This is a genomic window from Acinetobacter sp. YH12106 (genome assembly GCF_013418995.1).
GTDB lineage: Bacteria > Pseudomonadota > Gammaproteobacteria > Pseudomonadales > Moraxellaceae > Acinetobacter > Acinetobacter pseudolwoffii.
The window spans coordinates 254,659-278,859 of the sequence record NZ_VPAV01000002.1 but is presented as its reverse complement, the minus strand read 5'-3'; the positions used below and the strand labels follow the sequence as shown (position 1 = coordinate 278,859).

26 protein-coding genes are annotated in these 24,201 nt (G+C 44.3%); 14 read left to right on the top strand and 12 right to left on the bottom strand.

Annotated elements, in window-relative coordinates; all coding sequences use genetic code 11:
• The first annotated feature begins 43 nt into the window (after window positions 1-43).
• Window positions 44-478 (top strand): type II secretion system major pseudopilin GspG, encoded by a 435-nt coding sequence (gene gspG / locus FTU45_RS03705; protein WP_005095357.1) that lies wholly within the window; start codon window positions 44-46, stop codon window positions 476-478.
• A 284-nt stretch (window positions 479-762) separates the two neighbouring features.
• A complete protein-coding gene (locus FTU45_RS03700; protein ID WP_005095358.1) occupies window positions 763-1,098 on the top strand; it encodes a hypothetical protein in 336 nt (111 codons plus the stop codon).
• Window positions 1,099-1,251: 153 nt separating this feature from the next.
• On the opposite strand, the gene lnt is transcribed toward FTU45_RS03700, so the two are convergent.
• The gene (gene lnt / locus FTU45_RS03695) at window positions 1,252-2,811 is read right to left on the bottom strand and encodes an apolipoprotein N-acyltransferase (protein ID WP_074383950.1); all 1,560 of its coding nucleotides are present in this window, start codon (window positions 2,809-2,811) and stop codon (window positions 1,252-1,254) included.
• Complete coding sequence (locus tag FTU45_RS03690) at window positions 2,808-3,647, bottom strand: HlyC/CorC family transporter (RefSeq protein ID WP_005095361.1); 840 nt, start codon at window positions 3,645-3,647, stop codon at window positions 2,808-2,810. Before FTU45_RS03690 ends, lnt begins: the two co-directional genes overlap by 4 nt.
• A gap of 202 nt (window positions 3,648-3,849) precedes the next feature.
• On the opposite strand from FTU45_RS03690, the gene tusA reads away from it, so the two are divergent.
• Window positions 3,850-4,110, top strand: a complete 261-nt coding sequence (gene tusA, locus FTU45_RS03685; RefSeq protein ID WP_005095362.1) for a sulfurtransferase TusA — start codon at window positions 3,850-3,852, stop codon at window positions 4,108-4,110.
• A gap of 248 nt (window positions 4,111-4,358) precedes the next feature.
• Here the strand turns inward: tusA and FTU45_RS03680 are convergent, their stop codons facing one another.
• Entirely contained in the window at window positions 4,359-6,071 is a 1,713-nt protein-coding gene (locus FTU45_RS03680; RefSeq protein WP_005095364.1) for an electron transfer flavoprotein-ubiquinone oxidoreductase, read from the bottom strand.
• Window positions 6,072-6,257: 186 nt separating this feature from the next.
• Between FTU45_RS03680 and FTU45_RS03675 the strand changes: the two genes are divergently transcribed.
• The 5 genes from FTU45_RS03675 to FTU45_RS03655 all read left to right on the top strand — a co-directional run bounded on the left by FTU45_RS03675 (window position 6,258) and on the right by FTU45_RS03655 (window position 10,683).
• The gene (locus tag FTU45_RS03675) at window positions 6,258-6,869 is read left to right on the top strand and encodes a DUF1285 domain-containing protein (RefSeq protein WP_005095365.1); all 612 of its coding nucleotides are present in this window, start codon (window positions 6,258-6,260) and stop codon (window positions 6,867-6,869) included.
• A 48-nt stretch (window positions 6,870-6,917) separates the two neighbouring features.
• Complete coding sequence (murI, locus tag FTU45_RS03670; RefSeq protein ID WP_034608802.1) at window positions 6,918-7,790, top strand: glutamate racemase; 873 nt, start codon at window positions 6,918-6,920, stop codon at window positions 7,788-7,790.
• A gap of 118 nt (window positions 7,791-7,908) precedes the next feature.
• Window positions 7,909-8,937, top strand: a complete 1,029-nt coding sequence (locus FTU45_RS03665) for a DUF4062 domain-containing protein (protein WP_005095369.1) — start codon at window positions 7,909-7,911, stop codon at window positions 8,935-8,937.
• Between the two features lie 65 nt (window positions 8,938-9,002).
• Window positions 9,003-10,016 carry a ferrochelatase gene (hemH, locus tag FTU45_RS03660; protein ID WP_005172935.1) on the top strand — a complete coding sequence of 338 codons (1,014 nt, stop codon included), beginning with the start codon at window positions 9,003-9,005 and terminating at the stop codon, window positions 10,014-10,016.
• A 22-nt stretch (window positions 10,017-10,038) separates the two neighbouring features.
• Complete coding sequence (locus FTU45_RS03655; protein ID WP_180075947.1) at window positions 10,039-10,683, top strand: MBL fold metallo-hydrolase; 645 nt, start codon at window positions 10,039-10,041, stop codon at window positions 10,681-10,683.
• A gap of 38 nt (window positions 10,684-10,721) precedes the next feature.
• Here the strand turns inward: FTU45_RS03655 and FTU45_RS03650 are convergent, their stop codons facing one another.
• Together FTU45_RS03650 and FTU45_RS03645 are read right to left on the bottom strand one after the other, a co-directional pair.
• On the bottom strand, window positions 10,722-10,904 hold the full coding sequence (locus tag FTU45_RS03650) for a hypothetical protein (RefSeq protein WP_005095373.1): 183 nt from the start codon (window positions 10,902-10,904) through the stop codon (window positions 10,722-10,724).
• A gap of 174 nt (window positions 10,905-11,078) precedes the next feature.
• Window positions 11,079-11,252: a DNA gyrase inhibitor YacG gene (locus tag FTU45_RS03645; protein ID WP_180075946.1), complete on the bottom strand. Its 174-nt coding sequence runs from the start codon at window positions 11,250-11,252 to the stop codon at window positions 11,079-11,081.
• A gap of 85 nt (window positions 11,253-11,337) precedes the next feature.
• Here FTU45_RS03645 and FTU45_RS03640 point away from each other — a divergent pair, with 85 nt between their 5' ends.
• Window positions 11,338-11,982 carry an SAM-dependent methyltransferase gene (locus tag FTU45_RS03640; RefSeq protein WP_171255765.1) on the top strand — a complete coding sequence of 215 codons (645 nt, stop codon included), beginning with the start codon at window positions 11,338-11,340 and terminating at the stop codon, window positions 11,980-11,982.
• Between the two features lie 4 nt (window positions 11,983-11,986).
• The gene (locus FTU45_RS03635) at window positions 11,987-13,186 is read left to right on the top strand and encodes a TIGR03862 family flavoprotein (protein WP_005095377.1); all 1,200 of its coding nucleotides are present in this window, start codon (window positions 11,987-11,989) and stop codon (window positions 13,184-13,186) included.
• 157 nt (window positions 13,187-13,343) lie between these two features.
• Here the strand turns inward: FTU45_RS03635 and FTU45_RS03630 are convergent, their stop codons facing one another.
• Together FTU45_RS03630 and FTU45_RS03625 are read right to left on the bottom strand one after the other, a co-directional pair.
• Window positions 13,344-13,925, bottom strand: coding sequence for a hypothetical protein (locus tag FTU45_RS03630; RefSeq protein ID WP_005095379.1), 582 nt, complete (start codon window positions 13,923-13,925; stop codon window positions 13,344-13,346).
• A 15-nt stretch (window positions 13,926-13,940) separates the two neighbouring features.
• Complete coding sequence (locus FTU45_RS03625; RefSeq protein ID WP_180075945.1) at window positions 13,941-14,717, bottom strand: class I SAM-dependent methyltransferase; 777 nt, start codon at window positions 14,715-14,717, stop codon at window positions 13,941-13,943.
• Between the two features lie 113 nt (window positions 14,718-14,830).
• Here FTU45_RS03625 and FTU45_RS03620 point away from each other — a divergent pair, with 113 nt between their 5' ends.
• From FTU45_RS03620 to FTU45_RS03610, 3 genes are all read left to right on the top strand, one after another.
• Window positions 14,831-16,102: a hypothetical protein gene (locus FTU45_RS03620; RefSeq protein ID WP_100534668.1), complete on the top strand. Its 1,272-nt coding sequence runs from the start codon at window positions 14,831-14,833 to the stop codon at window positions 16,100-16,102.
• 126 nt (window positions 16,103-16,228) lie between these two features.
• On the top strand, window positions 16,229-16,426 hold the full coding sequence (locus FTU45_RS03615; protein WP_005172920.1) for a hypothetical protein: 198 nt from the start codon (window positions 16,229-16,231) through the stop codon (window positions 16,424-16,426).
• An 89-nt stretch (window positions 16,427-16,515) separates the two neighbouring features.
• A complete protein-coding gene (locus FTU45_RS03610) occupies window positions 16,516-17,469 on the top strand; it encodes a 2-hydroxyacid dehydrogenase (RefSeq protein WP_100329301.1) in 954 nt (317 codons plus the stop codon).
• Window positions 17,470-17,539: 70 nt separating this feature from the next.
• Here FTU45_RS03610 and FTU45_RS03605 read toward each other — a convergent pair whose 3' ends face one another.
• The 5 genes from FTU45_RS03605 to glyQ all read right to left on the bottom strand — a co-directional run bounded on the left by FTU45_RS03605 (window position 17,540) and on the right by glyQ (window position 22,942).
• Window positions 17,540-18,034 carry a hypothetical protein gene (locus FTU45_RS03605; protein ID WP_180075944.1) on the bottom strand — a complete coding sequence of 165 codons (495 nt, stop codon included), beginning with the start codon at window positions 18,032-18,034 and terminating at the stop codon, window positions 17,540-17,542.
• A gap of 226 nt (window positions 18,035-18,260) precedes the next feature.
• Window positions 18,261-18,650 carry a hypothetical protein gene (locus tag FTU45_RS03600; protein WP_100329299.1) on the bottom strand — a complete coding sequence of 130 codons (390 nt, stop codon included), beginning with the start codon at window positions 18,648-18,650 and terminating at the stop codon, window positions 18,261-18,263.
• An 89-nt stretch (window positions 18,651-18,739) separates the two neighbouring features.
• Window positions 18,740-19,825, bottom strand: a complete 1,086-nt coding sequence (locus FTU45_RS03595) for a YaaC family protein (protein WP_180075943.1) — start codon at window positions 19,823-19,825, stop codon at window positions 18,740-18,742.
• Window positions 19,826-19,889: 64 nt separating this feature from the next.
• Entirely contained in the window at window positions 19,890-21,959 is a 2,070-nt protein-coding gene (gene glyS, locus FTU45_RS03590) for a glycine--tRNA ligase subunit beta (RefSeq protein ID WP_180075942.1), read from the bottom strand.
• Entirely contained in the window at window positions 21,959-22,942 is a 984-nt protein-coding gene (glyQ, locus tag FTU45_RS03585; RefSeq protein ID WP_005095400.1) for a glycine--tRNA ligase subunit alpha, read from the bottom strand. Before glyQ ends, glyS begins: the two co-directional genes overlap by 1 nt.
• Window positions 22,943-23,255: 313 nt before the next feature.
• On the opposite strand from glyQ, the gene FTU45_RS03580 reads away from it, so the two are divergent.
• Window positions 23,256-24,098: a transglutaminase family protein gene (locus tag FTU45_RS03580; protein WP_180075941.1), complete on the top strand. Its 843-nt coding sequence runs from the start codon at window positions 23,256-23,258 to the stop codon at window positions 24,096-24,098.
• Window positions 24,099-24,201: the final 103 nt, after the last annotated feature.

Below are 24,201 nucleotides of genomic sequence, written 5' to 3'. Positions count from 1 at the left end.
AAATTGAATGTTGTGAATGATGCAAATGAATGAGAGAGATTGAATGAAAAGGAATCAATTAAATAAACAGACGGGCTTTACCTTAATCGAAGTGATGGTGGTGATTGTGATTCTCGGTGTGCTTGCTGCACTGATTGTACCGAACGTGATGGGACGCGGTGAAAAGGCCAAAGTGGATACCACTGTGATCAAGTTACAGAGTATTGCTGGTTCACTGGACCAATATAAGCTGGACAATGGCAAATATCCAAGCATGCAGGAAGGTGGTCTGGATGCACTGGTGAATCAGCCAGCGACTGCGAAAAACTGGTTGCCGGGCGGCTATGTCAAGGGCGGCTATCCTAAAGACAGTTGGGATAATGATCTGCAATATGTGATGCCGGGCACAAATGGTCGTACTTTTGATCTGTATTCATTCGGTGCAGATGGTCAGTCGGGTGGTGAAGGCACCGATGCTGATATTTATTATCAGCCTTGATTGAGAATCAATATAAACTCTCAATAGATGGAATATATCACTTCACTTAATAGATGTTTTCAATACTAAGTGAAGTGATAATAACTCTTAATTATAAATTATAATCTAAGTTTTTGATATTTATTGTAATTAATTAATAATTTGTATATGCGAGTTATAATAAGAATTATTCCCATATTTATCTATTACAATTATCGTAAAATATGAATAAATATAGACTTTCTATTTACCCAAAAAGGCTCATAATGATCTGAACGGCACTTGACGAGCCAACGGAGAAGAATATGAAAGCATTAATCTTAGGGGATGAAATAAACCAATTTCATTGGTCGATGCTGAAATCTGTTCTTTTGGTTTTAAGCATGTTACCGATTAGTCAGGGCATTCTGCATTTATGGCAGACTACCGAGGGTAGCAGCCAGATTATGGTAGGTTTTTTTGCCATCAGTTTGATGAGTTCATTATTTGCATTGTGCTTCTGGTCGGCATTGAAAGCCTCGGTATTGCAATTAAAACAACGGCAGATGTCAGTATTCGAAAATATGATGGTGCAAACTTACCGCTATCTTCCAATGTTATCCCTCGCCAGTATGATTTCTTATCTAGCAGTTCAGTTCTAAAATTTGAAATATAAAAAACCGAGGCATTGACCTCGGTTTTTTATTGCCTTGAGTGTCCGTCCCTTTCGTAAAGGGAGCTTAGGAGAGATTGATAAGATGTTATATCTAGGAATTCACCTAAATTTCCCTTTGTAAAAGAGGGACTTGAAGAAATTATCTTCTCGACTTAAAACTGACATCCACTTTACGGGGACGGAAGCGCCAGCCCACCAGCAAGAGCAGAATCGAGAAGATCATCACCGGCCAATCACTCAGTTTCATATAAGGTGTTTCGCCTTGCATGGCTGGAAGTTCACCCCGCAGTACCGCTTCCTGATCCATCGGGGCTTTTTTCACAATATGGCCATTGTGGTCAATAAAGGCGGTCACGCCGGTATTGGTGGCACGGATAAACCATCGGCCATTTTCCTTAGCGCGCATTTGCACCATTTGTAGATGCTGCAAAGGTCCTGCCGTGCCGGTAAACCAGGCATCGTTCGAGACCGTAACTAAAAAGTCACTTTGACTGGCATTGCGGCGTGTCAGGTTTGGATAAGCAACCTCATAACAAATTGCGGAACCTAAAGGATGGTTTTTCACATTCAAGGGCTTTTGATTGTCCGCCCCACGGGTAAAGCCGCTCATAGAGGGATCATTCTGTAGACCTGGCAATACCCAGCTTAACCAGCCTGACAGCGGAATATATTCACCAAAGGGCACCAGGCGCTGCTTTTTATACAAACCCTCCGACTCATCACCCGTGGCCATAATGCTGTTGTAATATTTCGGATAACCCGCAGCTTGTGATTCTGGTAAGTCCCAATACGGAATGCCGGTGACCCATGCAGTACCGGATTTTTCAGCCTGTACTTTCATCGCTTCGAGAAAAGCTTCAATATCGGTCTGGAACATCGGAATCGAGGACTCTGGCCAGACAATCAGGTCACGGCCCCATTCGGTCTTGCTCAGATTGGCATAAATCAATAAAGTTTTTACCTGATATTCAGTCAGCCATTTCAGATCTTGCGGAATATTGCCCTGAATCAGAGAAACCGTAAGCGGCTTTTCATTCTTTGGTTGCACAAAACTCAATTGAGCCGCGCCCCAGGCACTGAATAGTAAAATTGCAGCAGGAACCGCCCAGAACAGACGTCGGTTCAGAATTTCGACCAGTGTACAGGCCAGAATAATCACCACAAAAGATACCCCAAACACCCCAAACAGAGGTGCATAGGCATCTAGGTAGCGTTCGGTAAAGGCATAGCCGGCAAACAACCACGGGAAACCGGTAAAGACCCAGGTTTTAGACCATTCAAACAGAACCCAAAGCGGGGCAAAGGTCAAAGGGGTTTCCGGGAAAAAGCGGCGATAGACAAAGGTTTGAACGGCGCTAAACAGGCCCATCACCAGTGCCATGATCAAGATCATTACAACACTGAGAAATGCACTGGTATCGCCGTAGACATGAATTGAGGTATACAGCCAGAATGCGCCCACAAACCATAGGCCAATTCCATAGGCCCAGCCAATTCCAAAGGCCTGTTTGGCACTACGTCCACGCAGGCAGGCATAGAGCAGTGCCGGAGACAGGATGGCCAGCCACCAGTAATGATAGGGAGCCAATGCCAAACTGAAGATAGCACCTGCAAATAAGGCAATTAAAACAGGATAGATCAGCGGCAACGGTTTTTGCTGTTGATCAGAACTCAACAGCTTGTCGAAATACGCTCTCATTGGCGCACGGCTCGAATTAGGTGAATAGAGCGTGAATCTGCTTCAAGAATGGTAAATTGCCAGTTTTCCAGTTCAATGGTCTGGCCTTCAAGATCGTTCACCAGACCAATTTCCTGTAATAACAACCCGCCCATGGTTTCCACTTCATCGTCAGAAAAATTCGCATCCAGCATATTATTGAAATGCTCAATCGGGGTCAGAGCTTGTACTATCCAGGTATTGGCGGTGTTTGGATCGTTATCCGGAACAATGAACTGTGCCTCTTCATCGGCATTGTCATGTTCATCTTCAATTTCACCAACAATTTCTTCCAGAATATCTTCCAGCGTGACCAGACCCGAGGTGGTGCCGTATTCATCAATCACCACGGCAATATGGGTCTGGGTATTTTTCAGCATCCGCAGCACCTGATCGGAACGGGCGCTCTCTGGCACAAATAAGGGTTGACGCATCAGTGCGCGAATATCGACTTTGGAGGTTGGTTCGGTCAGAAAAGGCAATAAATCCTTGGCCAATAGAATGCCGACCACATTATCGGTTTGATCGGAGGAAAAGACCGGAAAACGCGAATGCGCAGATTCGACCAACACATGCAGGATATCCAGCAGTTGGTCATCTTCCTGTAAGCTGATCATCGACGTGCGAGGCGTCATGACTTCGCGAATTTTGGTTGCCGGAAGGTCAAGTACACCTTCAAGCATGGCAACAGTATCGGGTTCTAAAAATCGACGTGAATCTTGTACTAATTTTAGCAGTTCGTCGCGAGTTTCGGGTGCAGTTCCCAGCCATTTACGTAAGCCGCGCATACCCCACGACGGGCCTGATTCCTCGTGCATGATTTTTCCTGAAGACTCTTAATATCTAAAAAAACGTGGTTTTATCATACCGCAGAAAATACGCTTGTCTATTGTAAATATGATGTGCAGGCATGATCGTATCAGTCAGGGCTGCGTTTAGTCGTGTGTACTTTGGCAAAGCCGCAATGCCCGAGCGGGATTATGCTAAAATATTTTCAGTCTTCCACTCTTGAGTCTATCGATGTCCCCAACTGAAATTATCCCAAGCCTGCAATTAAATACCCGAGGTTTACGCTGTCCTGAGCCAGTCATGATGTTGCATCAGGCCATTCGTAAATCTAAAGCCGGTGATGTAGTTGAGGTGTTTGCTACCGATAACTCAACCTCTTGGGATATTCCAAAATTTTGCATGCACTTGGGACATGAATTGCTGTTGCAGGAAGAGTGTCTGGATGAAAATGGTAATAAAGAATTTCATTATCTGGTGAAAAAGGGCAGCTAAATTGGCCGAAATTTTTTTGAAATTTATGATCTGATAAGAGTTCTTATTCGATCTTAAAAATAATATTATCGTCATTCTCCAGAAAATAAACCCGCTCGAAAGCGGGTTTATTTTGTTCTCATGAGAGCTTAAATATTCGGATATGAGAACTTGCGGAATATATTCCTCATTCGCAAGATTACCCTAACATTACATGTTAGGGTATGAACTCGCGCAAGGACTAGCCGAATTACATATTCGGATACTAATTACATGTTAGGGTAATTAGGACCACCGCCACCTTCTGGTGTTACCCAGGTGATGTTCTGAGACGGATCTTTAATGTCACAGGTCTTGCAGTGCACACAGTTGGCTGCATTGATCTGGAAACGTTTTGAACCATCATTATTTTCCATGATTTCATAGACACCCGCCGGGCAGTAACGCTGCGCCGGTTCATCCCATTTAGGCAGGTTTACTTCAACCGGAATAGAGGCATCAGTCAGCTTTAAATGCGCAGGCTGGTTTTCTTCATGCACGGTATTCGATACAAATACAGAAGATAAACGGTCAAAAGTCAGCTTGCCATCCGGTTTTGGATAGTTTGGCTTGAAGCTTTCAGCGGCTTGGGTTTTCAGTGCAGCATGGTCTTGCACCAGATCATGCAGGGTAAATGGTACTTTGAACACGTTCTGGTCGATAAAGTTAAATGCACCACCCATCCATTGACCGAACTTGTGCATCGCCGGGCCAAAGTTACGTGAATTGTATAACTCTTCTTTGAGCCAGCTGTTGTTGAACTTGTCGGTATACGCGGTGAGTTCCTTAACAAAGAAATCGTCACCCTCAACCACACGTGCAATCGCCAGATCACCGCCTTTTTCCACACCAGCCGCAATCGCTTCAAATACCGCTTCACCGCAGAGCATGCCGGATTTCATTGCGGTATGTGAGCCTTTGATTTTGGCAAAGTTCAGGAAGCCGGCATCATCACCAATGAGTGAGCCACCCGGGAAAGTGAACTTCGGTAACGAGTTAAAGCCACCTTTGGTCACGGCACGGGCGCCATAAGAAATACGCTTGCCGCCTTCTAAATACTGCTTGATTAAAGGATGGGTTTTCCAGCGCTGCATTTCCATGAATGGATACATATGCGGGTTGGTGTAGGACAGATCCACGATCATGCCCAAAGTCACTTGATTGTTTTCAGCATGATACAGCCACCAGCCGCCTGAAGAACCGGTTTCATTCAATGGCCAGCCGGCGCCGTGCATCACCAGACCCGGTTTGTGCTTGGCAGGATCAATCTCCCAGAGTTCTTTAATGCCGATCCCGTAATGCTGTGGATCTGCATCTTTGGCCAGATTGAACTGTTCAATCAGACGTTTACCGAGGTGACCACGACAGCCTTCAGCAAAAATCGTATATTTGGCATGCAGTTCATAACCCGGAGTAAAGTTATGCGTCGGTTCGCCATCTTTACCAATGCCCATGTCACCGGTCTGGATGCCTTTTACCGTACCATCTGCATGATACAGAATGTCTGAGGCGGCAAAGCCCGGGAAGATTGAAACTTCCAGTTCTTCTGCTTTTTGGCCTAACCAGCGCACCACATTGCCGAGCGAGATGACGTAGTTGCCATCATTGTGCATGGTTTTTGGCACCATCCAGTGTGGTGCTTCTTGTGATTTTTCATCTGAAAGCAGGAAGAAGGTTTTATCTTCAGTCACCGGCACATTGAGCGGCGCACCTTGTTCTTTCCAGTCCGGGAACAATTCATTGATGGCACGCGGTTCTAGCACAGCACCAGACAGAATATGTGCGCCAACTTCGGAGCCTTTTTCTACGACACAAACGGACAAATCATTTAAGTTGTTTTCAATTGCAAGTTGACGGATTTTGATCGCAGCAGATAGACCCGCAGGGCCTGCGCCGACGATGACGACGTCAAACTCCATCGATTCACGTTCGATGTGTTCCATGTAGGACTCCTCATATTACTATTCGGTGGCAACCATAATCGGATGATTGGGTGCTGCCATAAGTGTTCTTGGTTCCTAGACACAAAAATACTGGTGTCTTTGATAATCTGGGCTAGTATAGTTTTAAACCGAGTTTTAGCCAATTGGCTGAAACATATTATTTTTCCGTCATTAAGGTCTTCTTTTATGGATAAGCCAGTACCCAGCAAACATCTGACGAAAAAAGTAACTTCTCCTGATGATAAAAATTTAATGGATATCGCGCAATACTTAAAAGATGCACAGGGCGGTCACAAAAGGTCAATTCCCCCTTTGGAGCAATGGCAGCCAAAGCATTGTGGCACAATGGATCTGAAGGTTTTGGCCAATGGAGAATGGTGGCACGAAGGTCAATTGATCAAACGCCAAGCCATGATTGACCTGTTTGCAACCGTCCTTTGGAAAGAGCAGGGAAAATTCTACCTAAAAACACCGGTAGAAATGATTGAAATTGAAGTGGAAGATGAACCTTTATTGGTCAATCAGGTCGATCAGGTCGAGATTAATGGACTGAGCTATTTGCAACTGGGCACCACAACCCAAGACCTGATTATTGTGGATGCTGAACATCCGATCTTTATGCGTGAATATAAAGATGAGTTGCGACCTTATGTGCATGTACGTTTTGGAATCAATGCCCTGATCCAGCGTGCCGCATTTTTGCATCTGGTCGAGATGGGAGAGCTTGATGAAAATCCGGCAGGTGAAGCCGTTTTAAGTTTGAAAAGTGGCGATTTAGACTTGCATTTGAGCACCTGAGGTTTAAGCTTGGTCGCTAGAGTTTTTGACACCGCAATTCAGACCGTTATGAGCGCCATTCAACCCATTTCCCCGCTATTAGACCCGATGCCCAACGCAACAGCAGATGCGCCGATTGGTATTTTTGACTCGGGCGTAGGCGGCTTATCGGTGGCTCTGGAAATTGCCCGCCATCTGCCGAATGAACGCTTTGTCTATTATGCCGATACTGCACATGTGCCTTATGGCCCGAGAGATGATCAGGAAATCCGTAGCCTGACTGCTCAGGCGATTGAATGGCTGTATCGTCAGGGCTGTAAAGTGGCAGTCGTGGCTTGTAATACGGCTTCTGCCTTTAGTCTGGATTATTTGCGTGACTATTATGGCGAGAACTTTCCAATTATCGGTTTGGTGCCAGCACTTAAACCTGCAGTCTTGAATACCCGGTCGAAAACAGTTGCGGTCTTGGCAACACCGGCCACTTTTCGCGGGCAGCTGATTAAAGATGTGATCTCCCGTTTTGCCGAACCGGCTCAGGTTAAAGTCCTGCCTGTGACCAGTCTGGAACTGGTACCTTTTGTTGAGGCTGGAGAGCAGATGAGTGAAGCCTGTTTACAGACATTAATAGAGATTTTACAACCGGTTGTGGATCAAGGCGCTGATTATTTAGTGCTGGGATGTACGCATTACCCCTTCCTAAAAGCGTCAATTCAGTATATTTTTGGTCAAAAGCTGACATTAATTGACTCAGGATTCGCAGTTGCGAGACAAACGGCCCGAATTTTAATTAAAAATGAGTTATTATTTGAGCATGAGTGTAAAGAAAGCATGAAAATTGAATTGGTGGTGAGTGGGCAGAATGCTGAACAGCTCCGGCCGGTTTTGCAGCACCTGATTCCTGCCGGTTTAAAATGGCAGATCAGTAATATGAGTGCAGTTTAAAACTCATTTTTATAATTTTAAAAGAACGATATTTTTTCATTTTGGGGTGGTCATATTGTGTCAAAATGCATGAATTCATGCATTTTTTATGCAAATGTACAGGAGAAGAGGATAGCCCATGCTGGATAAACGATACCAAGTGTTCATCTCAACCTCTGGGGCAGAAATGCAGCCGGAACGTATCATTTTGTCTCAAACATTAGTGGGTATGGGGTTCTTCTCTTGGGGACTGGAACAGCGTACGCCGCTGAATACTGCTTTTTCACGCCGCCAGATTGATGATTGTGACTATGTAGTGATTTTGCTAGGCAGTCAGTATGGGGAACAGTCTGTCTCGGGTGTCGGTTATATGCACCTCGAATACATCTATGCAGTGACCAAGCAAAAACCGATTATTGTGTTTATGCATGATGATCCGGCATCACGTGAAAGCTCATTACATGATACCAAGCCGGAATTACGGGAAAAGTTTAAGGAATTTCGTCAATTACTGCAGCAGGAAGTAGACCAGGTCTTTACTTATCGCAGCTTGCGCGATCTGGAAATGGCAGTACGTTTTAATATGCCGCAAATGCTGGAGCGTTATCCGGTGACCGGATGGGTGCGTCCGCAAAATACCCAGGCGCTGCATGACGAGATTGATCAGCTTAAGGCTAAAGTGAGCCAACTGGAGCGTGATGGTGGAACGGCGGAAATAGATCCGTTCCTGAGCCTGCCTAAAGTATCCATGCATGAAGTTTTTTCTTTTGAATACCGGATGCAGGCTTATCAGGATGGAAACTTTAAGGAAATTAAAGTTCAGAAGAAGCTGACTTGGGCGCAATTATTGGCCCTGCTGGGCTCTACCTTTGTCAATCCGACACCGGAAGAGTTTTTCTCCAAGCGGATGAATGAATATTTAAATGAAAACGGTCTGGAAGATGCACGGGCAGAAATGCCACGTGCACATGCCGTGGCTCGTGCCCAGATGAATATTCGTGCCTTGCATAGCTTGAAAATTCAGATGCGCCAGAATGACTGGATTGTGCCATCAGGTCGGGATGACCGCCAGCGCATGCTCTGGCAGATTACGCCGAAAGCTCAAAAATTACTGGACAGCAGTTTGCTGGATTTAGATCGTACTTTTCAATCTAAGTCAGTGTATTAATCCATATAGAGAATCAATCAAAAACTGTTAAAGTACAGGGGTTGATACCATGACGGATAAACTGAATGTCTTCTCCTGCTAAAGCTAAAGTGACGATTATATTGGCCAACTTGGGTACGCCAGATGCGCCCACGATTCCAGCAGTACGCCGTTTCCTGAAGCAGTTTTTGTCTGATCAGCGGGTGATTGAAATTCCGAAACCCATTTGGCAAATAATCCTGCGTTTATTCATTTTGCCATTTCGGCCTAAGCGGGTTTCACAGGCCTATGCACAGGTCTGGGGAGAGGATTCACCGATGCGTGAAATCCTGTTGCAGCAGGTCAATACAGTCAAAACCCATTTGACCCAGCTCTATCCGCAGTTTGAGTTGAATGTGGTGCCAGCAATGACTTATGGCAATCCGAATATTCAGCAGGTTTTGGCCCGAGTGTCTGAACAGCCGCAGGACCATGTGATTTTATTTCCACTATTTCCCCAATATTCTGCTACTTCGACTGCACCTCTCTATGATGCCCTAGCAAAATGGGTAGTGAAGCAACGCAATTTGCCTGGTTTGAGCATCATTCGTGATTATTATCAACATCCTTTATTTATTCAGGCTCTGGCGCAAAGCGTGCGTGACTATCAGGCAGTGCATGGTCAGCCGGAAAAACTGTTAATGTCTTTTCATGGTATTCCGCAGCCTTATGCCGACAAAGGCGATCCTTATGCCGATCGTTGTCGTATTACCGGACAACTGGTTGCACAGGCGTTAGGGCTGAGTGCAGAGCAATATGCGATTAGCTTTCAGTCACGCTTTGGCAAACAGGAATGGATTAAGCCCTATACCGATGTTTTGCTGGAAGACTGGGCCAAACAGGGGGTGAAATCCGTGCAGGTGATGAGCCCGGCATTCTCGGCTGACTGTCTGGAAACGCTTGAAGAGCTGGCCATAGAAAATGCCGAAACTTTTAAATCTCTGGGGGGAGGCAGTTATCGTTATATTCCTGCTTTAAATAGCCGTGAAGATCATTTGCGATTGCTGAACAGTTTGCTACAGGCTAATCTGGATGCATTGACACAAACGCTTGCTCATTAATTTTTCCGAGGTTTTTTGCCCTATGTTACAAGTCAAAATTGTTCCGGTTACTGCCTTTCAGCAAAACTGTTCGATCATTTGGGATACGGACACGAAAGAAGCCATTTTGATTGATGCAGGGGGCGAAGCTGAAAAACTCAAAACTGAGGTCGAAGCTCTGGGCTTAACCGTAAAAGCTTTGTGGCTGACCCATGGACATCTGGATCATGCAGGTGCAGTAGGCGCCTTGAAAAAAGCCTGGAATGTACCAGTAATTGGGCCACATAAGGAAGATGCTTTCTGGCTGGACATGATTCAGGAGGTTTCAGCGCGTTATGGTTTTCCTATTCCAGAAAAAGTTGAAGTGACACAATGGTTGGAAGGGGGGGAAATACTGAAGCTCGGTAATGAAGAATTTGAAGTGCGTTTCGCGCCAGGGCATACCCCGGGCCATGTGATGTTTTATAATAGCAATCATGCCCTGTTATGGACGGGCGATGTGCTGTTTAAAGGCTCGATTGGCCGTACGGATTTCCCGCGTGGCGATCATCAGCAGCTCTTGGATTCAATTCAGCGTGAATGTTTTAGCCTGCCGGATGAAACCCAGTTTATTTCAGGACATGGACCGATCAGCACCATTGGTTTTGAAAAGCAGCATAATCCCTTTATTGCAGGCAAAGCGGGTTAAATATCGACGTGAATCAAAGACCAAGTATCCTTGGTCTTTTATTTTGAAAATGGATCACTGCTAAATTGACGAGTTTGCATGTGAATTAGCCATGCCATAAAAGCAAAAAGCACACCCAGTACAATAAACAAGCTATCTTGTTGGAAAATACCGACTCCCAGAGAGAGAAGTGCCAGTAGACCCACCCCAACTAATATGACTTTTAAAATAATATAGCTCATATTATTGCTCTAAAAATAATGTGAAGATTTAAAGTAGAACAATAATGCTAAGGCACGATGAATGGTGTTAATTCGTGTTGGCTTTTCAGGGTGATTTTATAAACTTTATGTGATTTTTGGCTAATTTTCTACATAGTCTTCAGTTCAGAAATGTTTTTTTACTGTACAGAACTTCTAATCCTCAAAAGTGTCCGCCTGCGGTGCATCTTGAGTGGGCAAGCTATATTCTTCATTGGCCCATGCGCCCAGGTCAATCATCTTGCAGCGTTCTGAACAGAAAGGACGGAAATCATTCTCTTCCCAGGTCGTCAGTTTGCCACAGCGCGGACAGTTTAAAGTAGTGGGCATGAGATCAACTCCAAAGAAAAATAAAGCTTCGATTAGGCAAATATAGCCGCACTTGGTAGACTTATGCGGTTTTTATTAGTTTGATCTGATTATGCCGATTCGTCAATTTCAAGCACAGCGTATGCATGCACCCCGTGATTTTCAAAGCATCAGTCCTGAAGCGGTCTGCATCGAAGTCGGGGCGGGTAAAGGCAAACATGCTTTGTTATTTACCAAGACCCACCCCGATACTCAACTGATTGCGATTGAACGTACCCGCGAAAAATTCCTGGCCATGCAAAAACAGCACGGGATTGAAGGTCAGGCCAATTTACAGACCGTTCATGCCGATGCTTTGCCGTGGATCGTGCATGCATTGTATCCAGAGCAGGTAGAACAATTCTTTATTTTGTATCCAAATCCGGAACCGCATAATCCGGCGCAGCGCTGGGTCAATATGCCATTTTTTGAGTTTTTACTTTCCCGTTTAAAGACGGGTGGAACCATTACACTGGCCAGTAATATTCCTGCCTATATCGAAGAAGCAGAACAGCAGGCAGAACAACTGTGGAAATTACCTTTTATTAAAGAAGTCATTGCCCAGGATTCAGCACGCACCCATTTTGAAATTAAATATCTGGAACGTGGGGAATTGTGTCAGCAACTTATTATTACTAAACCTGAAGCTTATGTGACACGGTTTGATGATTTCCAGCCTTTGCAAGGGCAGAATGCTAGCGTCGCGGAATAATCAGATGAGCAAACGTATTGCCATTGTTGGCGCTGGCCCTGCCGGGTTAATGGCCGCAGAAGTCCTTAGTCAGTTTGATTATGAGCTGCACGTCTATGAGCAAAAACCGTCTGCTGCACGTAAATTTTTGATGGCAGGCAAAACCGGCCTGAATATCTCTCATGCGGAACCGGTTGAGCAATTTGTGCAGCGTTATGATCAGGTGGACTGGTTGTCGCCATGGGTCAAACAGTGGGATGCTGTCTGGATTCAAAACTGGATGCAGGAACTAGGCATTGAGCCTTATATTGGTTCATCCGGTCGGGTATTTCCCACAGAGATGAAAGCTGCTCCCTTGCTGCGTGCCTGGCTCAAGCGCTTGGCCAGTCATGGCATCCAGTTTCATTACCGGCATAAAGTCAGCCGCCTGCATCAACAACAGCTTGAGCTGCACGATCTAAAAAATAATGAACTTCGCACTGAAAAATTTGATGCGATTATTTTGGCCTGTGGCGCAATATCCTGGTCAGAACTGGGCAGTGACGGCGCATGGCAAGCCTGGTTAAAACCCGATGAAATTGAAGTTTTTCAGGCCAGTAATGCCGGGGTGGAATATCCGTGGTCCACATTTATGCAACCTATCTTTGGTCAGCCTTTAAAGCGTGTAGAAGCCTGGGTCGGGCAAGGTGAAAAAACCACGGGTGACATTGTGATCAGTCATTATGGGCTTGAAAGTGGTTTGATTTATAAGCAGGGAAGAGGTTTACGCGAACAGCTAAAACAAGGTCAGCAAGTGCAACTGAGTCTGGATTTATTTCCTGACAAAAGTGTGGGGCAATTGGCGAAAAAATTACAGCCGACTAAGAAGCAGTCTTTAAGCAATGTTTGGCGTAAAGCCGGATTGGATGGTGCCAAAGCGGCTTTAGTGCGTGAACTGGTGGCCAAGACTTGGTGGCAAGATGCTGCTGAATTAGCCAAGCAGATAAAACATTTGACCATTCCACTTACAGGCTTTCGTCCGATTGAAGAAGCGATTAGCTGTGCAGGTGGCGTCAAGCGTGAAGTGCTGTCGGAACAGCTGCAACTTAAATCCAATCCGTATGTATTTCTTTGTGGGGAAATGCTGGACTGGGATGCACCGACTGGAGGTTATCTGCTGACAGCCTGTTTTGCTACAGGCCGGGCGGCAGGTCAAGGGGTGCATCAGTTCCTAAAGGCCAGCTAAGTCATTTTATGCTGAGGGAGAAAAAGCCCTTATTCTGAAATGCAGACCAAGCCTGGACAGTATCATGCTTATTCAAGGTGCCTGTATGCACCCATTGAGCTTAGATATTCGCTGTGTATTTTAGTCAAGCTGGGTGCAAGCAATGAGCTCCATGGAATTAACTGGCTGGGCGGGCAGGTGCTGTGTTGGCATTCAGATCCGGATATTGCGAACGCCAGCGTTCTAGTTGCTCTTGCGCATGCAGATATTTCCCTAAACCTTTGACACTTTCACTGGCCTCATTCACTGTTTTGGTTTGAGTCTCAGGACTATTTACCAATTTGTCCTGATGTTGCCAATATTGATACATCATGCCCTGAATATAACGGCCCTGTTCGGTTTTCAGTTCTAAATCCTTCAGCATATTCAGGGCTGACTGTACATGATCGCGCTGGCGTTGCTGAATAAACTCCGGACTCAAGCTATCTTCATCACGCATGCTGTTTAATTCTTTTTCCAGCTCCGCACTCATTTCCTGAAAACGTTGCTCATAATCGGTCAGTACTGCAATATCATGTGGATCCTCAGTGGTTTTGGGAAAGTCTTTCAGCGGCTCGGTTTTCAGTTCCTGCATCACCTGATCTGAAGCCGTGCTGTCTGCAGCCGGTTCGGTACTTTCCGATGTTTTCTGGTCACATGCCATGAGCAGCATGACTGCTGCAAACAGGGCAGTGCGTGTCATTCCTGATATTTTATGCATGATTGACTCCTGTTTTTAATTAGTTTTTTTAAATACGTATATATGAGTAATATAAGGAAAATCAATCATTTCCTCTATACCTTTGGCTGTATAGTCCCAGATAATCTGTTCAAACTGTTGTTTGAGCTGTGCTTGCCGGGATGCTGGCATGGCTGCAATAAAGCTGGTCGAGAGTAGCCGTTTTGATACCACCTGCTCCACACTGCCCTGTTGTTGCCGAGTCATGCTGATTTCTGCATACGGCTGAAACAGGGTTTGTTGTTCAAATACCTTGCGCCACGCTCCGCTATGATAACGCGGGGTATCACCTTCTAATGGGGCGATACACTCTGCCAGTGCCTGAACCCAGGCTACCCGGGTATCCCGCTGATTCCAGACCAGAACCAGATAAGCATCGGGTTTTAGGACTCGGTTGAGTTCCTGTAAGGTCTCTGCATTCGCAAACCAGTGAAATGACTGTGCACAAAATACCGCATTCAGGCTATGATCAGGCAAGGGGAGTTGATGGCTCAGGCCTTCAACAGCCTCAATGTCCGGATGGGCCAGTTTTAATTGTGCCAGCATTTCCGCAACCGGATCGACAGCGATGATGTTTTTACTGAGCGGGCGTAAATAAGGCATAAACTTGCCGGTCCCACTGCCCAAATCCAAAAGACGCGCATCGACAGGCAAAGTCAAAGTATCGGCCAGCCACTGACTGATCTCTGCCGGATAATCGGGACGCACTTGCTGATACAGCTCGGCAGATGCACTAAAACCCCGTTTTGCTGCCGGATGTAATGATTGTGTCATATTTTGCGCTTTTTAATCTTTTTGATCGATATAAAATAGCATATTCACTTTTTTGACAGCATTCATTGATTGAATTGTTGTGGAAGGATTCGATTTACCAGCACGGGAAAGTTATGGACAAGCAGATTGTTTTTGAAGATGAGCATATACGCGCGATTTTTATGCCGGGGTCATCTTCAGAATTGATTTTTTCATTTGGCGATTTGATTACCCGTGCCAAGGGCCTCAACATCAATGCAGAAAAGTCGCTACAGAAATTTGAATTCAATGTTCTGGGTATTATGCCCAAGCACAAATCCTGGTTCCCGCAAGGTTCCATGTGGAACATGTTAGAGGCAGTGGCTGAACTGATTGCGCCGTTTCAGCAGCGGGTTGCCTATGGCGGCTCGATGGGTGGCTATGCCGCGATCAAGTATTCCCGCGCCTTAGGCGTGCAGCGCGTGGTGGCGATGGTGCCGCAATATTCGATCAATCCGGATGATGTACACGATGCCCGCTACAATATGTTCTATCAACCAGAGCTGAATGCAGGAATGCGGGTTGAAGCCGAAGATATCGATAGCACGTGCGAATATATTATTGTTTATGATCCGTATTGTGCCGAAGACCGTGCGCATTATCTGAAATTACAGGCCCTGATTCCGCAGCATCATGTGCTGCATTTGCCATTTACCGGACATGATGCCATTGCCGTTCTGGCCAGTTCCGAATTGCTGTATGACTTTTTGGTACATGATTACGAACCGAGTTATTTTTACCAGAAAATGCGTCGGGTCAAGAAAAACAGCAAGTTCTATTATCGCAAAGTCATTGAAAATGTTTTGCCACGCCATCGTATGGCCTTGGGGCGTATCCTGAAAAATAATGATCTGCAACTGGATAATCAGTTTTTTGATGCCAGCCAGAAACAGGTGATCTTAAGAGAATTATTGCAAAATAAACAGGTCGATCAGCATGACCTGCTCAAGCTCGGCATTCATGTCAATTTGCCGCAGGAAAATCGTCAGTTGCTTCTGGATCAATATGGACATGGTCTGGTATTTAATGTCATCAGTCATAAAATCGAAAGTTATGCAGAAGGCGCGATTGCCCTGAACCATAAATTCCTGATTCCGATTTATGCCAAAGGCAATGGCCTATTGAGCATCAGCTTGAATGATGAGCGTTATCTGGTGGTGATGAATGACCGGCATGTCATGAAACTGATCAAGGAGCAGGATGAACTCAGTCTGGGCATGCACCCGATTCTCATGAAACGTTATAGCGATTATTATATGTTCAGCTATAAGCACTTGAATTTAAGTACCAATGAGTATGGCGCTGCGGCCTTTATCGATGAAAGTGACAAAAATACGCAGTTTGTGACGCACAATGAGATAAACTAGCTTTATTTTTTAATAAAAAACAATTACTTGACATGTGATTGGCTAGGCATAATATAGAGATAGGCGGTACAAATAATATCCACCCGTACTGCTCCCGATAGTTGAAACGAACCAGGGGGTCTCTATATGATGCAATCTGCCCAGATGATACAAGTCTGTTTCATGGTCGGTTTAGCGCTGCCCAATCTGGCACATGCAGAAAGTGTACATCCAGCCGTGATTATGATGAGTGCATCGATTATTTTCATGATCATTCTGGCGGTGTATGTGATCTATAAAATCCGGCGTTCATTGCGCAATCATCTCGATAAACCGCTAGATTAAGATTGGCAGAGCGGAAACTGCTTGAAAAGCCTCAATGACTTGTTTTAAATGATAAAGATCAATGGTTCAACAGGATTGAGGGAACAGCCATGAAAGCCGTTTATTTAGACTATGCTTCTCTAGACCAACAGGATTTGGACTTTCAGGCACTGCATGCAGCCTTTGATCCGCTTGTGTTGTATCCAACGACTTCGGCGGCCGAGATTGCTTCCCGTGTGGCCGAGGTTGAGGTCATTATTAGCAATAAAGTACTGATTGATGCTGCGACCATTCAGCAATGTCCTGAACTGAAACTGATCCTGATTTCTGCGACCGGCAGCAATAATGTCGATCTGGCAGCAGCCAAAGCACGTGGCATTGTGGTCTGTAACTGTCAGGCCTATGGAACGTCTGCGGTTGCACAACATACTTTAATGTTAATGCTCAATCTGGCCACTTCATTTCTGTCTTATCAACATGCGCTACAACAAGGCCAGTGGCAAAAATCTTCACAATTCTGTTTGCTGGATGCGCCAATTGTCGAGCTGGCCGGAAAAACACTGGGCATTGTCGGTTATGGTGAACTGGGCCATGCGGTGGCGAAACTGGCTGAAGCTTTTGGCATGAAAGTTCTGATTGCGGCGCTGCCAAACCGTCCAGCAGATGCATCCCGTGTAGCATTTGCCGAGTTGCTTGCTCAAGTTGATTTTCTCAGTTTGCATTGTCCACTCACTGAAGACACCCGACATTTGATCAGTCATGCTGAACTCGAAGCCATGAAGCCAAGCGCATTTTTAATTAACTGTGCGCGTGGCGGAATTGTCGATGAAGCAGCCTTGGCGCAGGCGCTGCGTGAGGGTCAGATTGCCGGTGCAGCGACCGATGTTTTAACGGTTGAGCCACCGAAAGAAGGCAATGTCCTGCTTGATGCTACAATTCCAAACCTGATTGTGACGCCGCATAATGCCTGGGGCAGTGTTGATGCACGGCAGCGCATTGTGAATCAGATGGTCGAAAATATTGAAGCTTTTAAAAATGGCCAGCCGATACGGCAGGTGAATTGATTTTTAACCCTTCTCTTGAAGTGAGTATTTTTTGCTGAAAGATAAATAAAAAGCCCATGACGGGCTTTTCTTATAAATCAGTCACTGCATAGCTGGTGGCAGTGCCGGAACCGGATTGAGGTTGCATCTGTGGTGTTGTGGTTTGCTGAGGCGCAGAGGATTCACTCAAAGGCTGTTGCACAATCGGTGCTGCTTGTTGAGGGTTAGCGCGCCACACTTCTTTGGTTTGCTGGATTTTCTGATTGGTTTGTTGGGCTGCTTGCGTAGCTCCCTGATCGACTTTCTGCGCGGTTTCTGAAGCCGCTGCTTTGGTATTTCCCCAAGCACGATCTACACCTGGTTTTACTTTAGCAATGCCTTTTTCAGTCACTTCACCGACTTTTTCTGCGGTATTGATGACGCCTTCCTGAGCTTTATAGGCAAAGACATGCAAAAGATTTGGATTGGTGCCATATGGAGCAATTGGCTTACTGGTTTGTGTTTCTGATTCGGTTGCAGCTTGTGCCAGTGTTGGAATGCAGATTAAAAATGCAGTGCCGAGAATAATAGCTTTTTTCATCATCATAATGTGATCGACCTCGAAGTAGTCAAATAGCGATCTTTTGTTTGATTTTGAGTGTAGCGGATAATTTCACGAAAACAATGAAGAACTGATGGATTCGCGAGCGCTTCCAAGAAGTACAATTTAGCTTTTTTGTAATGAAAGACGGCGCGGTGAGATATGAAACCGGTTTTTATTTATTTTAGATAAAGAATTGCCCCATTTTCTAAATAAAAACAGGGCAGGATGCTTAGTCACATTGAGTTAATGCATCTTTGGCAAAGTGATGGCGGAGTGAAATAAAGTTTTTTTGTACATTTTCGGCATGTAGATCAAACTTTTGTGCAGTGCTGGTGCCGTCGCGCTGGAAAGTTGCTGAACCTGCATCCATCAGGGTAAGGCCTTTAAATGACCATTGTTCAACGACACGGTTATTGCCAAGATCGCCGGTAAATTCAATCACGCATTTGTCGAGGAACTTGGTCAGTTTTGCCTTGTTGTTGGTGGTTTCTGGAGATACTTCGAGGTTTTGTACTTCCTGTAAGACGCCAACTTCAAGCTGCGGGATTTTTGGTGCAGATGTACAAGCTGTAACTGCGATACTCGCAAGACCCGTCAAAATAAGAGCTTTAAATTTCATATGATTCTTTCTTGTTGAGTGTTGTTAGGTTGAGTATAGGGAATCTATAGAGAAAAGCATATAGTTTCCCATCATTACAACAAGGTAAGCTAAATTGTATTCATAGGTGTAATAGAAGAAAAAGGCATAACACATTCTTTTTCTAATAATATTGAGCATAGTTGATACAAAAATTGATTAGGAGAGAGATTTACAAACTCACTTACAATTGGCCTTAATGTACCCTGCAATAGTTCATTAGCTTCACTAGGTCTATATCGAGCAACAGTACCAAGATAGAACATACATAATAAAGTATAGGATAAGTGTGGTAATTCGGCCGTTTTTAAATCAACGTAATAACGATATCCAGTATTTGTAAGAATAGGTGCAATATCAAATTTACAATATTCTTTTAGGATATTCTGATAAATCGTATTCATATTTTCTCTAGTATAAGGCTTTCGAGACTTGGATCTGTATACTATTTTCCCTTCACGAGGGAGGCCTTCTTTGAAGTAATTTAATCTTTCATTTTTAAGAAATCTGTTTATATCAACTTTGGTTTTTTGTTCATTATCAATAAGAATTTCGGTAAATAATTTATTATGTTCAGGGTTAGTTAAGATTTCTATCTGAATAGGTAGTAATTTTCTTTTAGGTAGAAGTCCTAAGCCATGACATAGACTATGAATTTCGGGAATATTAGTTACGGCTTGGCGAAAATTAATATTAAAAGGATGAGTGATTTTCTTACCTAGAATTTCAGAAAAAGTAGCAAATATATTTACTCCTTCGTTAGATTTTGGCTTTACCTGAATAGTACTGTCTGTGCCAAGCGGTAAATTTAAACCATGATGCTCATGTACGGTTTCTAATTCAATTTTATTATAGGACAAAAAGCATTTTACAAGGTTCAGCATCCCATAATAAAGTAATGTTGCTCGAGTTGGTAAAAGAATACTGTTAGCGGCTTTATAAAAAGATTCAGCTAAAGATGAGAAATATAAAGAACGCTCTAAGAAAATTTTATTATCACCTCTACTTCTTGAAATTTTTTGTTGAAGGTGTGAATTAATTAGAGACCAAGGATCACTTGTTAATATCTGTTGATCTCCAGCTTTTAAATTAGCGAAGGAGAATCTTAATTTATTATATTTAAATAATGCTATTTCACCCTGTTCTAATTTACTCATTTTAAACTCAATAAAAAACCCCACTATTTCTAGCAGGGTTTTACTTTTATTTCAAATGTCTGACTTAGTGCTGTAATACCGAAATATCAGCCACTTTCGTAAACAAATCACGCAGCTGAGCAAGCATACGTAAACGGTTTGCTTTCAAGTCAGCATCATCAGCCATCACCATTACACCGTCAAAGAACGCATCGACTGGCGCACGAAGTGCAGCTAAAGCTGAAAGTGCAGCAGTGTAGTCTTTGGCAGCAAATAACGGCTCAACCACAGGTGTGATTTTCGCAAGTTCAGCGAACAATGCTTTTTCAGCATCTTCAACCAGGTTTGCTTCAACAATTTCACCTTCAGGTGCAGCTTCTTTTGCAAGAATATTGGCAACACGCTTGTTGGCAGCAGCAAGGGCAGCAGCTTCAGGCAAGGCACGGAAGTGATTGACCGCATTGACACGCTTGTCAAAATCAAGCGGTGATTTAGGCGACAAGGCTTGAACAGCTTGAATCACATCAACTGCAACGCCTTGATCTTCGTATTTGGCACGGTAACGACCTTCTAAGAATGCAACAGCATCATTTAAAGTCTTGTCGTGATCTTTCAATACATCGCCATAAGCAGCTAAAGCAAGTTTGATCAAATCTTCAATTGATACATCAAGTTCATTTTCAGTGACTAGACGTAAAATACCAATCGCAGAACGACGCAGTGCAAACGGGTCTTTAGAGCCTGTAGGCGCTTGACCAATACCAAAAATACCCGTCAAAGTATCTAAACGATCCGCAAGGGCAATGGTTGTACCTGTTTTGGTTTTCGGTAAAACGTCACCCGCGAATTTAGGTAAATACTGCTCGCCTAAAGACTCAGCAACTTCATCATTTTCGCCTTCAAGACGTGCGTAGTAAGTCCCCGCGATCCCTTGAAGTTCAGGGAACTCACCCACAAGTTCAGAGGTTAAATCACATTTTGCAAGAAGCGCTGCTTTTTCAGCATCGGCAGCATTTGCACCTGTAATTGGCGCTAAAGCAACAGCCAATTTTGCAATACGTTCCGACTTGTTCCAAAGCGTACCCAATTCTGCTTGGAAGACCATATTCGCCAATTTCTCTTTACGCGATGCAAGCGGTTGCTTTTGATCTTGCAAGAAGAAGAATTCAGCATCTGACAAACGTGGACGAACGACTTTCTCGTTACCTTCAATAATTTGTGTCGGGTCTTTCGACTCAATGTTCGACACCGTAATGAAGTACGGTTGCAGTTTATTGTCAGCATTCACTAAACAGAAGTACTTTTGGTTGTCCTGCATGGTGGTGATCAATGCTTCTTGCGGAACAGCAAGGAAGCGTTCTTCGAAGCTGGCACGAAGCGCAACAGGCCATTCAACCAATGCTGTTACTTCGTCACGAAGGTCACTTGGTACAATTGCAATGGCATTGACTTCATCAGCCAACGCTTTCACTTGTTGGTCGATAATGGCTTGACGTTCTTCAAAAGAAGCTACAACGTGCGCTGCTTTTAATTTTGCTAAGTATTCGTCAGCATGCGTTAAAGTAATCGCTTCAGGTGCGTGGAAACGATGACCATAAGTCACGTTAGCTGCTTTGTGATCCTGAATGGTTGCATCAACAATATCGTTGTCTTTCAGCAATACCACCCATTTTACCGGACGTACAAATTCAGTACGGCTCGCCGCAGAACGCATGCGTTTTGCAATTGGCAGGTTGTCCAAGGCATTTTGTAAAATTTGCGGGAGTAAAGCGTCTAGGCTTTGACCTTTCACGTCTTTCAAGTAGCACACTTTTTCAACTTTACCGGCTTGGAAAGTCGATACTTGATCAACCGTGATGCCTTGACCACGCATAAAGCCTTCAAGCGCTTTAGTCGGGTTGCCTTCCGCATCAAAGGCTGCTTGCTTTGCAGGGCCGTCGAAACGTTTTTGCGTGTCAGCTTGCGCGCCGTCAACATTTTTAATTTTTAATGCCAAACGACGTGGTGCTGCATAGGCTTCGATAGAATCAAAAACAAGACCAGCATCTTTTAAGCCTTTTACGGTTTCTGCTCGCAATGCATCACGTAATTTTTTTAAGCTTTTCGGTGGAAGTTCTTCACAGCCTAATTCGAACAAAACGGTATGTTTAGACATTATTTGCTCTCCTTAGATTCAACTTTTGCTTCCGCTTCAACTTGTGCTTTTAACTGCGCTAACACTTCATCACGAAGCTCAGGTTCAGCCATCGGGAAGCCCAATTTCGCACGCGCTGCCACATAGCTGTTTGCAATGGCACGTGCCAAAGTACGCACACGTAAAATATAACGTTGACGTTCAGTCACCGAAATCGCACCACGTGCATCTAATAAGTTAAAGCAGTGTGAGGCTTTAATCACTTGCTCATAAGCAGGCAATGGCAGTTCAGCTTCGATTAAACGTGTTGCTTCAGCTTCGTAGAAATCGAACAACTCAAACATTTTTTCAACGTTTGCATATTCAAAGTTATAAGTTGACTGCTCAACTTCATTTTGATGGAACACATCGCCATAGGTCACAGTACCGAACTGACCTTTGGTCCAAACTAAATCGTAAACCGAGTCTACACCTTGCAAGTACATGGCAAGACGCTCAAGACCGTAGGTGATTTCGCCTGTCACTGGGTAGCATTCAACACCGCCCACTTGCTGGAAATAAGTAAACTGAGTCACTTCCATACCGTTGAGCCAGACTTCCCAGCCTAGACCCCAAGCGCCGAGGGTTGGCGATTCCCAGTTGTCTTCGACAAAACGAATGTCGTGTACCAGTGGATCAATTCCAATCGCTTTAAGCGAGTCAAGGTAGAGCTGTTGGATGTTGTCCGGGTTTGGCTTCAGTACCACCTGGAATTGGTAATAATGTTGCAGACGGTTCGGGTTTTCGCCATAACGGCCATCTTTCGGACGACGTGACGGCTGAACGTAGGCTGCGTTCCAGGTTTCAGGCCCTAAAGCACGAAGGAAAGTCGCTGTATGGAATGTTCCTGCGCCCATTTCCATGTCGTAAGGCTGCAAAATTACACAGCCTTGCTCCGCCCAGTAAGTTTGTAAGGCAAGAATTAAGCCTTGGAAGGTATCAATATGCGATATGGCGCGACTCATGGTCATCCACTTAAAATTAGAGAAAAATTGTGCTCAATTATAAGGACTTTGCAGGGGAGTGGCAAAGGGTTAATGTGTGGAACCTTTTTTGAAAAAATCCAGAATACCTTTAAACAAGAAGAGTCATCTATGCATCTGTCGTGATTTCAGCTTTACTGGCCGATTGAGGCTAACTTAAAAATCAAGAATAAATCAGATATATGGCATCCGATTAACCGGAGCATTATAAAGCTCAACTGATCTTATACGATTAGCATCCTAAAATTAGTTTAATATTCACACAATATAATAATGCTTAAAAATAAGGAAATTCATGACCACTTATCAAATTCAATGTCATTTAAAATATAAGGTTGTCCAGACCACAGAATTTGTTTTTCTGATTCAGGCGGCACATCATTCCGATCAAACTATTCTTGAACAACAACTGACATTTAATATGCCTGTCGTATGGCGTGAATTCCAGGATTTAAATCATCAAAATCGTTATATACGTCTGCATGTCCAACCTTGTGATGTCTTTGAAGTGCACTATGACGCGACAGTTGAACGTCATCCGGTGATTAATGCAGATGCGCAGCATAATCTGAATGAAGTGCTGATTCCGGATTTGCCTGATGCGGTGCTGCCTTATTTGCTAGCCAGCCGTTATTGTAATTCGGATTTATTTGCAGAAATGGCCAATCGGTCCTTTGGCTGGATGACGCCGGGTTATGCGCGGGTCAAAGCGATTGAACAATGGATTTATAACAATATATTTTATGTTTCTGGCAGCACGGATCAGTTTAGTACTGCAACAGATGTGCTCATCCATCGGGCGGGCGTCTGTCGTGACTTTGCTCATTTAGGTATTGCGCTGTGTCGTGCTTTAGGCATTCCAGCACGCATGGTGGTCGGTTATGTCGAAATCGAAAAGTTTTTACCCGATTTTCACGCCATTTTTGAAGCTTATTTAGAGGGTGGGTGGGTACTGTTTGATCCGACCCGTTTGGCGCCTGTAGAAAATTTAATTCGGATTGGCACTGGCGTCGATGCCGGAGATGTGGCATTTTCGACCTTCTATGGTGAGGTCGAGCTGATTAAAATCGAGCCGATTATTCGCTCTGAATCAGATGAAAATCCGCTATCAAAGCCTACTGAAATTACTGCAAAATAACATGATTTTAAACAGTTTTATCAGCTTCATTGTAAGTCATGATGTTGTTGGAATATGCAGAAGCATAAAGCCTTAGCTATTCAAAACCATTTTGATGATGAGC

Bases quoted from the DNA above. Each gene is read 5' to 3' on its own strand.
- FTU45_RS03605 (WP_180075944.1), bottom strand. From the start codon at position 18,034: ATGATGATGAAAAAAGCTATTATTCTCGGCACTGCATTTTTAATCTGC.
- FTU45_RS03635 (WP_005095377.1), top strand. From the start codon at position 11,987: ATGAGCAAACGTATTGCCATTGTTGGCGCTGGCCCTGCCGGGTTAATG.
- FTU45_RS03650 (WP_005095373.1), bottom strand. From the start codon at position 10,904: ATGAGCTATATTATTTTAAAAGTCATATTAGTTGGGGTGGGTCTACTG.
- FTU45_RS03690 (WP_005095361.1), bottom strand. From the start codon at position 3,647: ATGCACGAGGAATCAGGCCCGTCGTGGGGTATGCGCGGCTTACGTAAA.
- tusA (WP_005095362.1), top strand. From the start codon at position 3,850: ATGTCCCCAACTGAAATTATCCCAAGCCTGCAATTAAATACCCGAGGT.
- FTU45_RS03665 (WP_005095369.1), top strand. From the start codon at position 7,909: ATGCTGGATAAACGATACCAAGTGTTCATCTCAACCTCTGGGGCAGAA.
- FTU45_RS03700 (WP_005095358.1), top strand. From the start codon at position 763: ATGAAAGCATTAATCTTAGGGGATGAAATAAACCAATTTCATTGGTCG.
- FTU45_RS03610 (WP_100329301.1), top strand. From the start codon at position 16,516: ATGAAAGCCGTTTATTTAGACTATGCTTCTCTAGACCAACAGGATTTG.
- FTU45_RS03675 (WP_005095365.1), top strand. From the start codon at position 6,258: ATGGATAAGCCAGTACCCAGCAAACATCTGACGAAAAAAGTAACTTCT.
- hemH (WP_005172935.1), top strand. From the start codon at position 9,003: ATGTCTTCTCCTGCTAAAGCTAAAGTGACGATTATATTGGCCAACTTG.
- FTU45_RS03580 (WP_180075941.1), top strand. From the start codon at position 23,256: ATGACCACTTATCAAATTCAATGTCATTTAAAATATAAGGTTGTCCAG.
- FTU45_RS03645 (WP_180075946.1), bottom strand. From the start codon at position 11,252: ATGCCCACTACTTTAAACTGTCCGCGCTGTGGCAAACTGACGACCTGG.
- FTU45_RS03655 (WP_180075947.1), top strand. From the start codon at position 10,039: ATGTTACAAGTCAAAATTGTTCCGGTTACTGCCTTTCAGCAAAACTGT.
- lnt (WP_074383950.1), bottom strand. From the start codon at position 2,811: ATGAGAGCGTATTTCGACAAGCTGTTGAGTTCTGATCAACAGCAAAAA.
- FTU45_RS03595 (WP_180075943.1), bottom strand. From the start codon at position 19,825: ATGAGTAAATTAGAACAGGGTGAAATAGCATTATTTAAATATAATAAA.
- FTU45_RS03600 (WP_100329299.1), bottom strand. From the start codon at position 18,650: ATGAAATTTAAAGCTCTTATTTTGACGGGTCTTGCGAGTATCGCAGTT.
- FTU45_RS03620 (WP_100534668.1), top strand. From the start codon at position 14,831: ATGGACAAGCAGATTGTTTTTGAAGATGAGCATATACGCGCGATTTTT.
- FTU45_RS03680 (WP_005095364.1), bottom strand. From the start codon at position 6,071: ATGGAACACATCGAACGTGAATCGATGGAGTTTGACGTCGTCATCGTC.
- glyS (WP_180075942.1), bottom strand. From the start codon at position 21,959: ATGTCTAAACATACCGTTTTGTTCGAATTAGGCTGTGAAGAACTTCCA.
- gspG (WP_005095357.1), top strand. From the start codon at position 44: ATGAAAAGGAATCAATTAAATAAACAGACGGGCTTTACCTTAATCGAA.
- glyQ (WP_005095400.1), bottom strand. From the start codon at position 22,942: ATGAGTCGCGCCATATCGCATATTGATACCTTCCAAGGCTTAATTCTT.
- murI (WP_034608802.1), top strand. From the start codon at position 6,918: ATGAGCGCCATTCAACCCATTTCCCCGCTATTAGACCCGATGCCCAAC.
- FTU45_RS03630 (WP_005095379.1), bottom strand. From the start codon at position 13,925: ATGCATAAAATATCAGGAATGACACGCACTGCCCTGTTTGCAGCAGTC.
- FTU45_RS03625 (WP_180075945.1), bottom strand. From the start codon at position 14,717: ATGACACAATCATTACATCCGGCAGCAAAACGGGGTTTTAGTGCATCT.
- FTU45_RS03615 (WP_005172920.1), top strand. From the start codon at position 16,229: ATGATGCAATCTGCCCAGATGATACAAGTCTGTTTCATGGTCGGTTTA.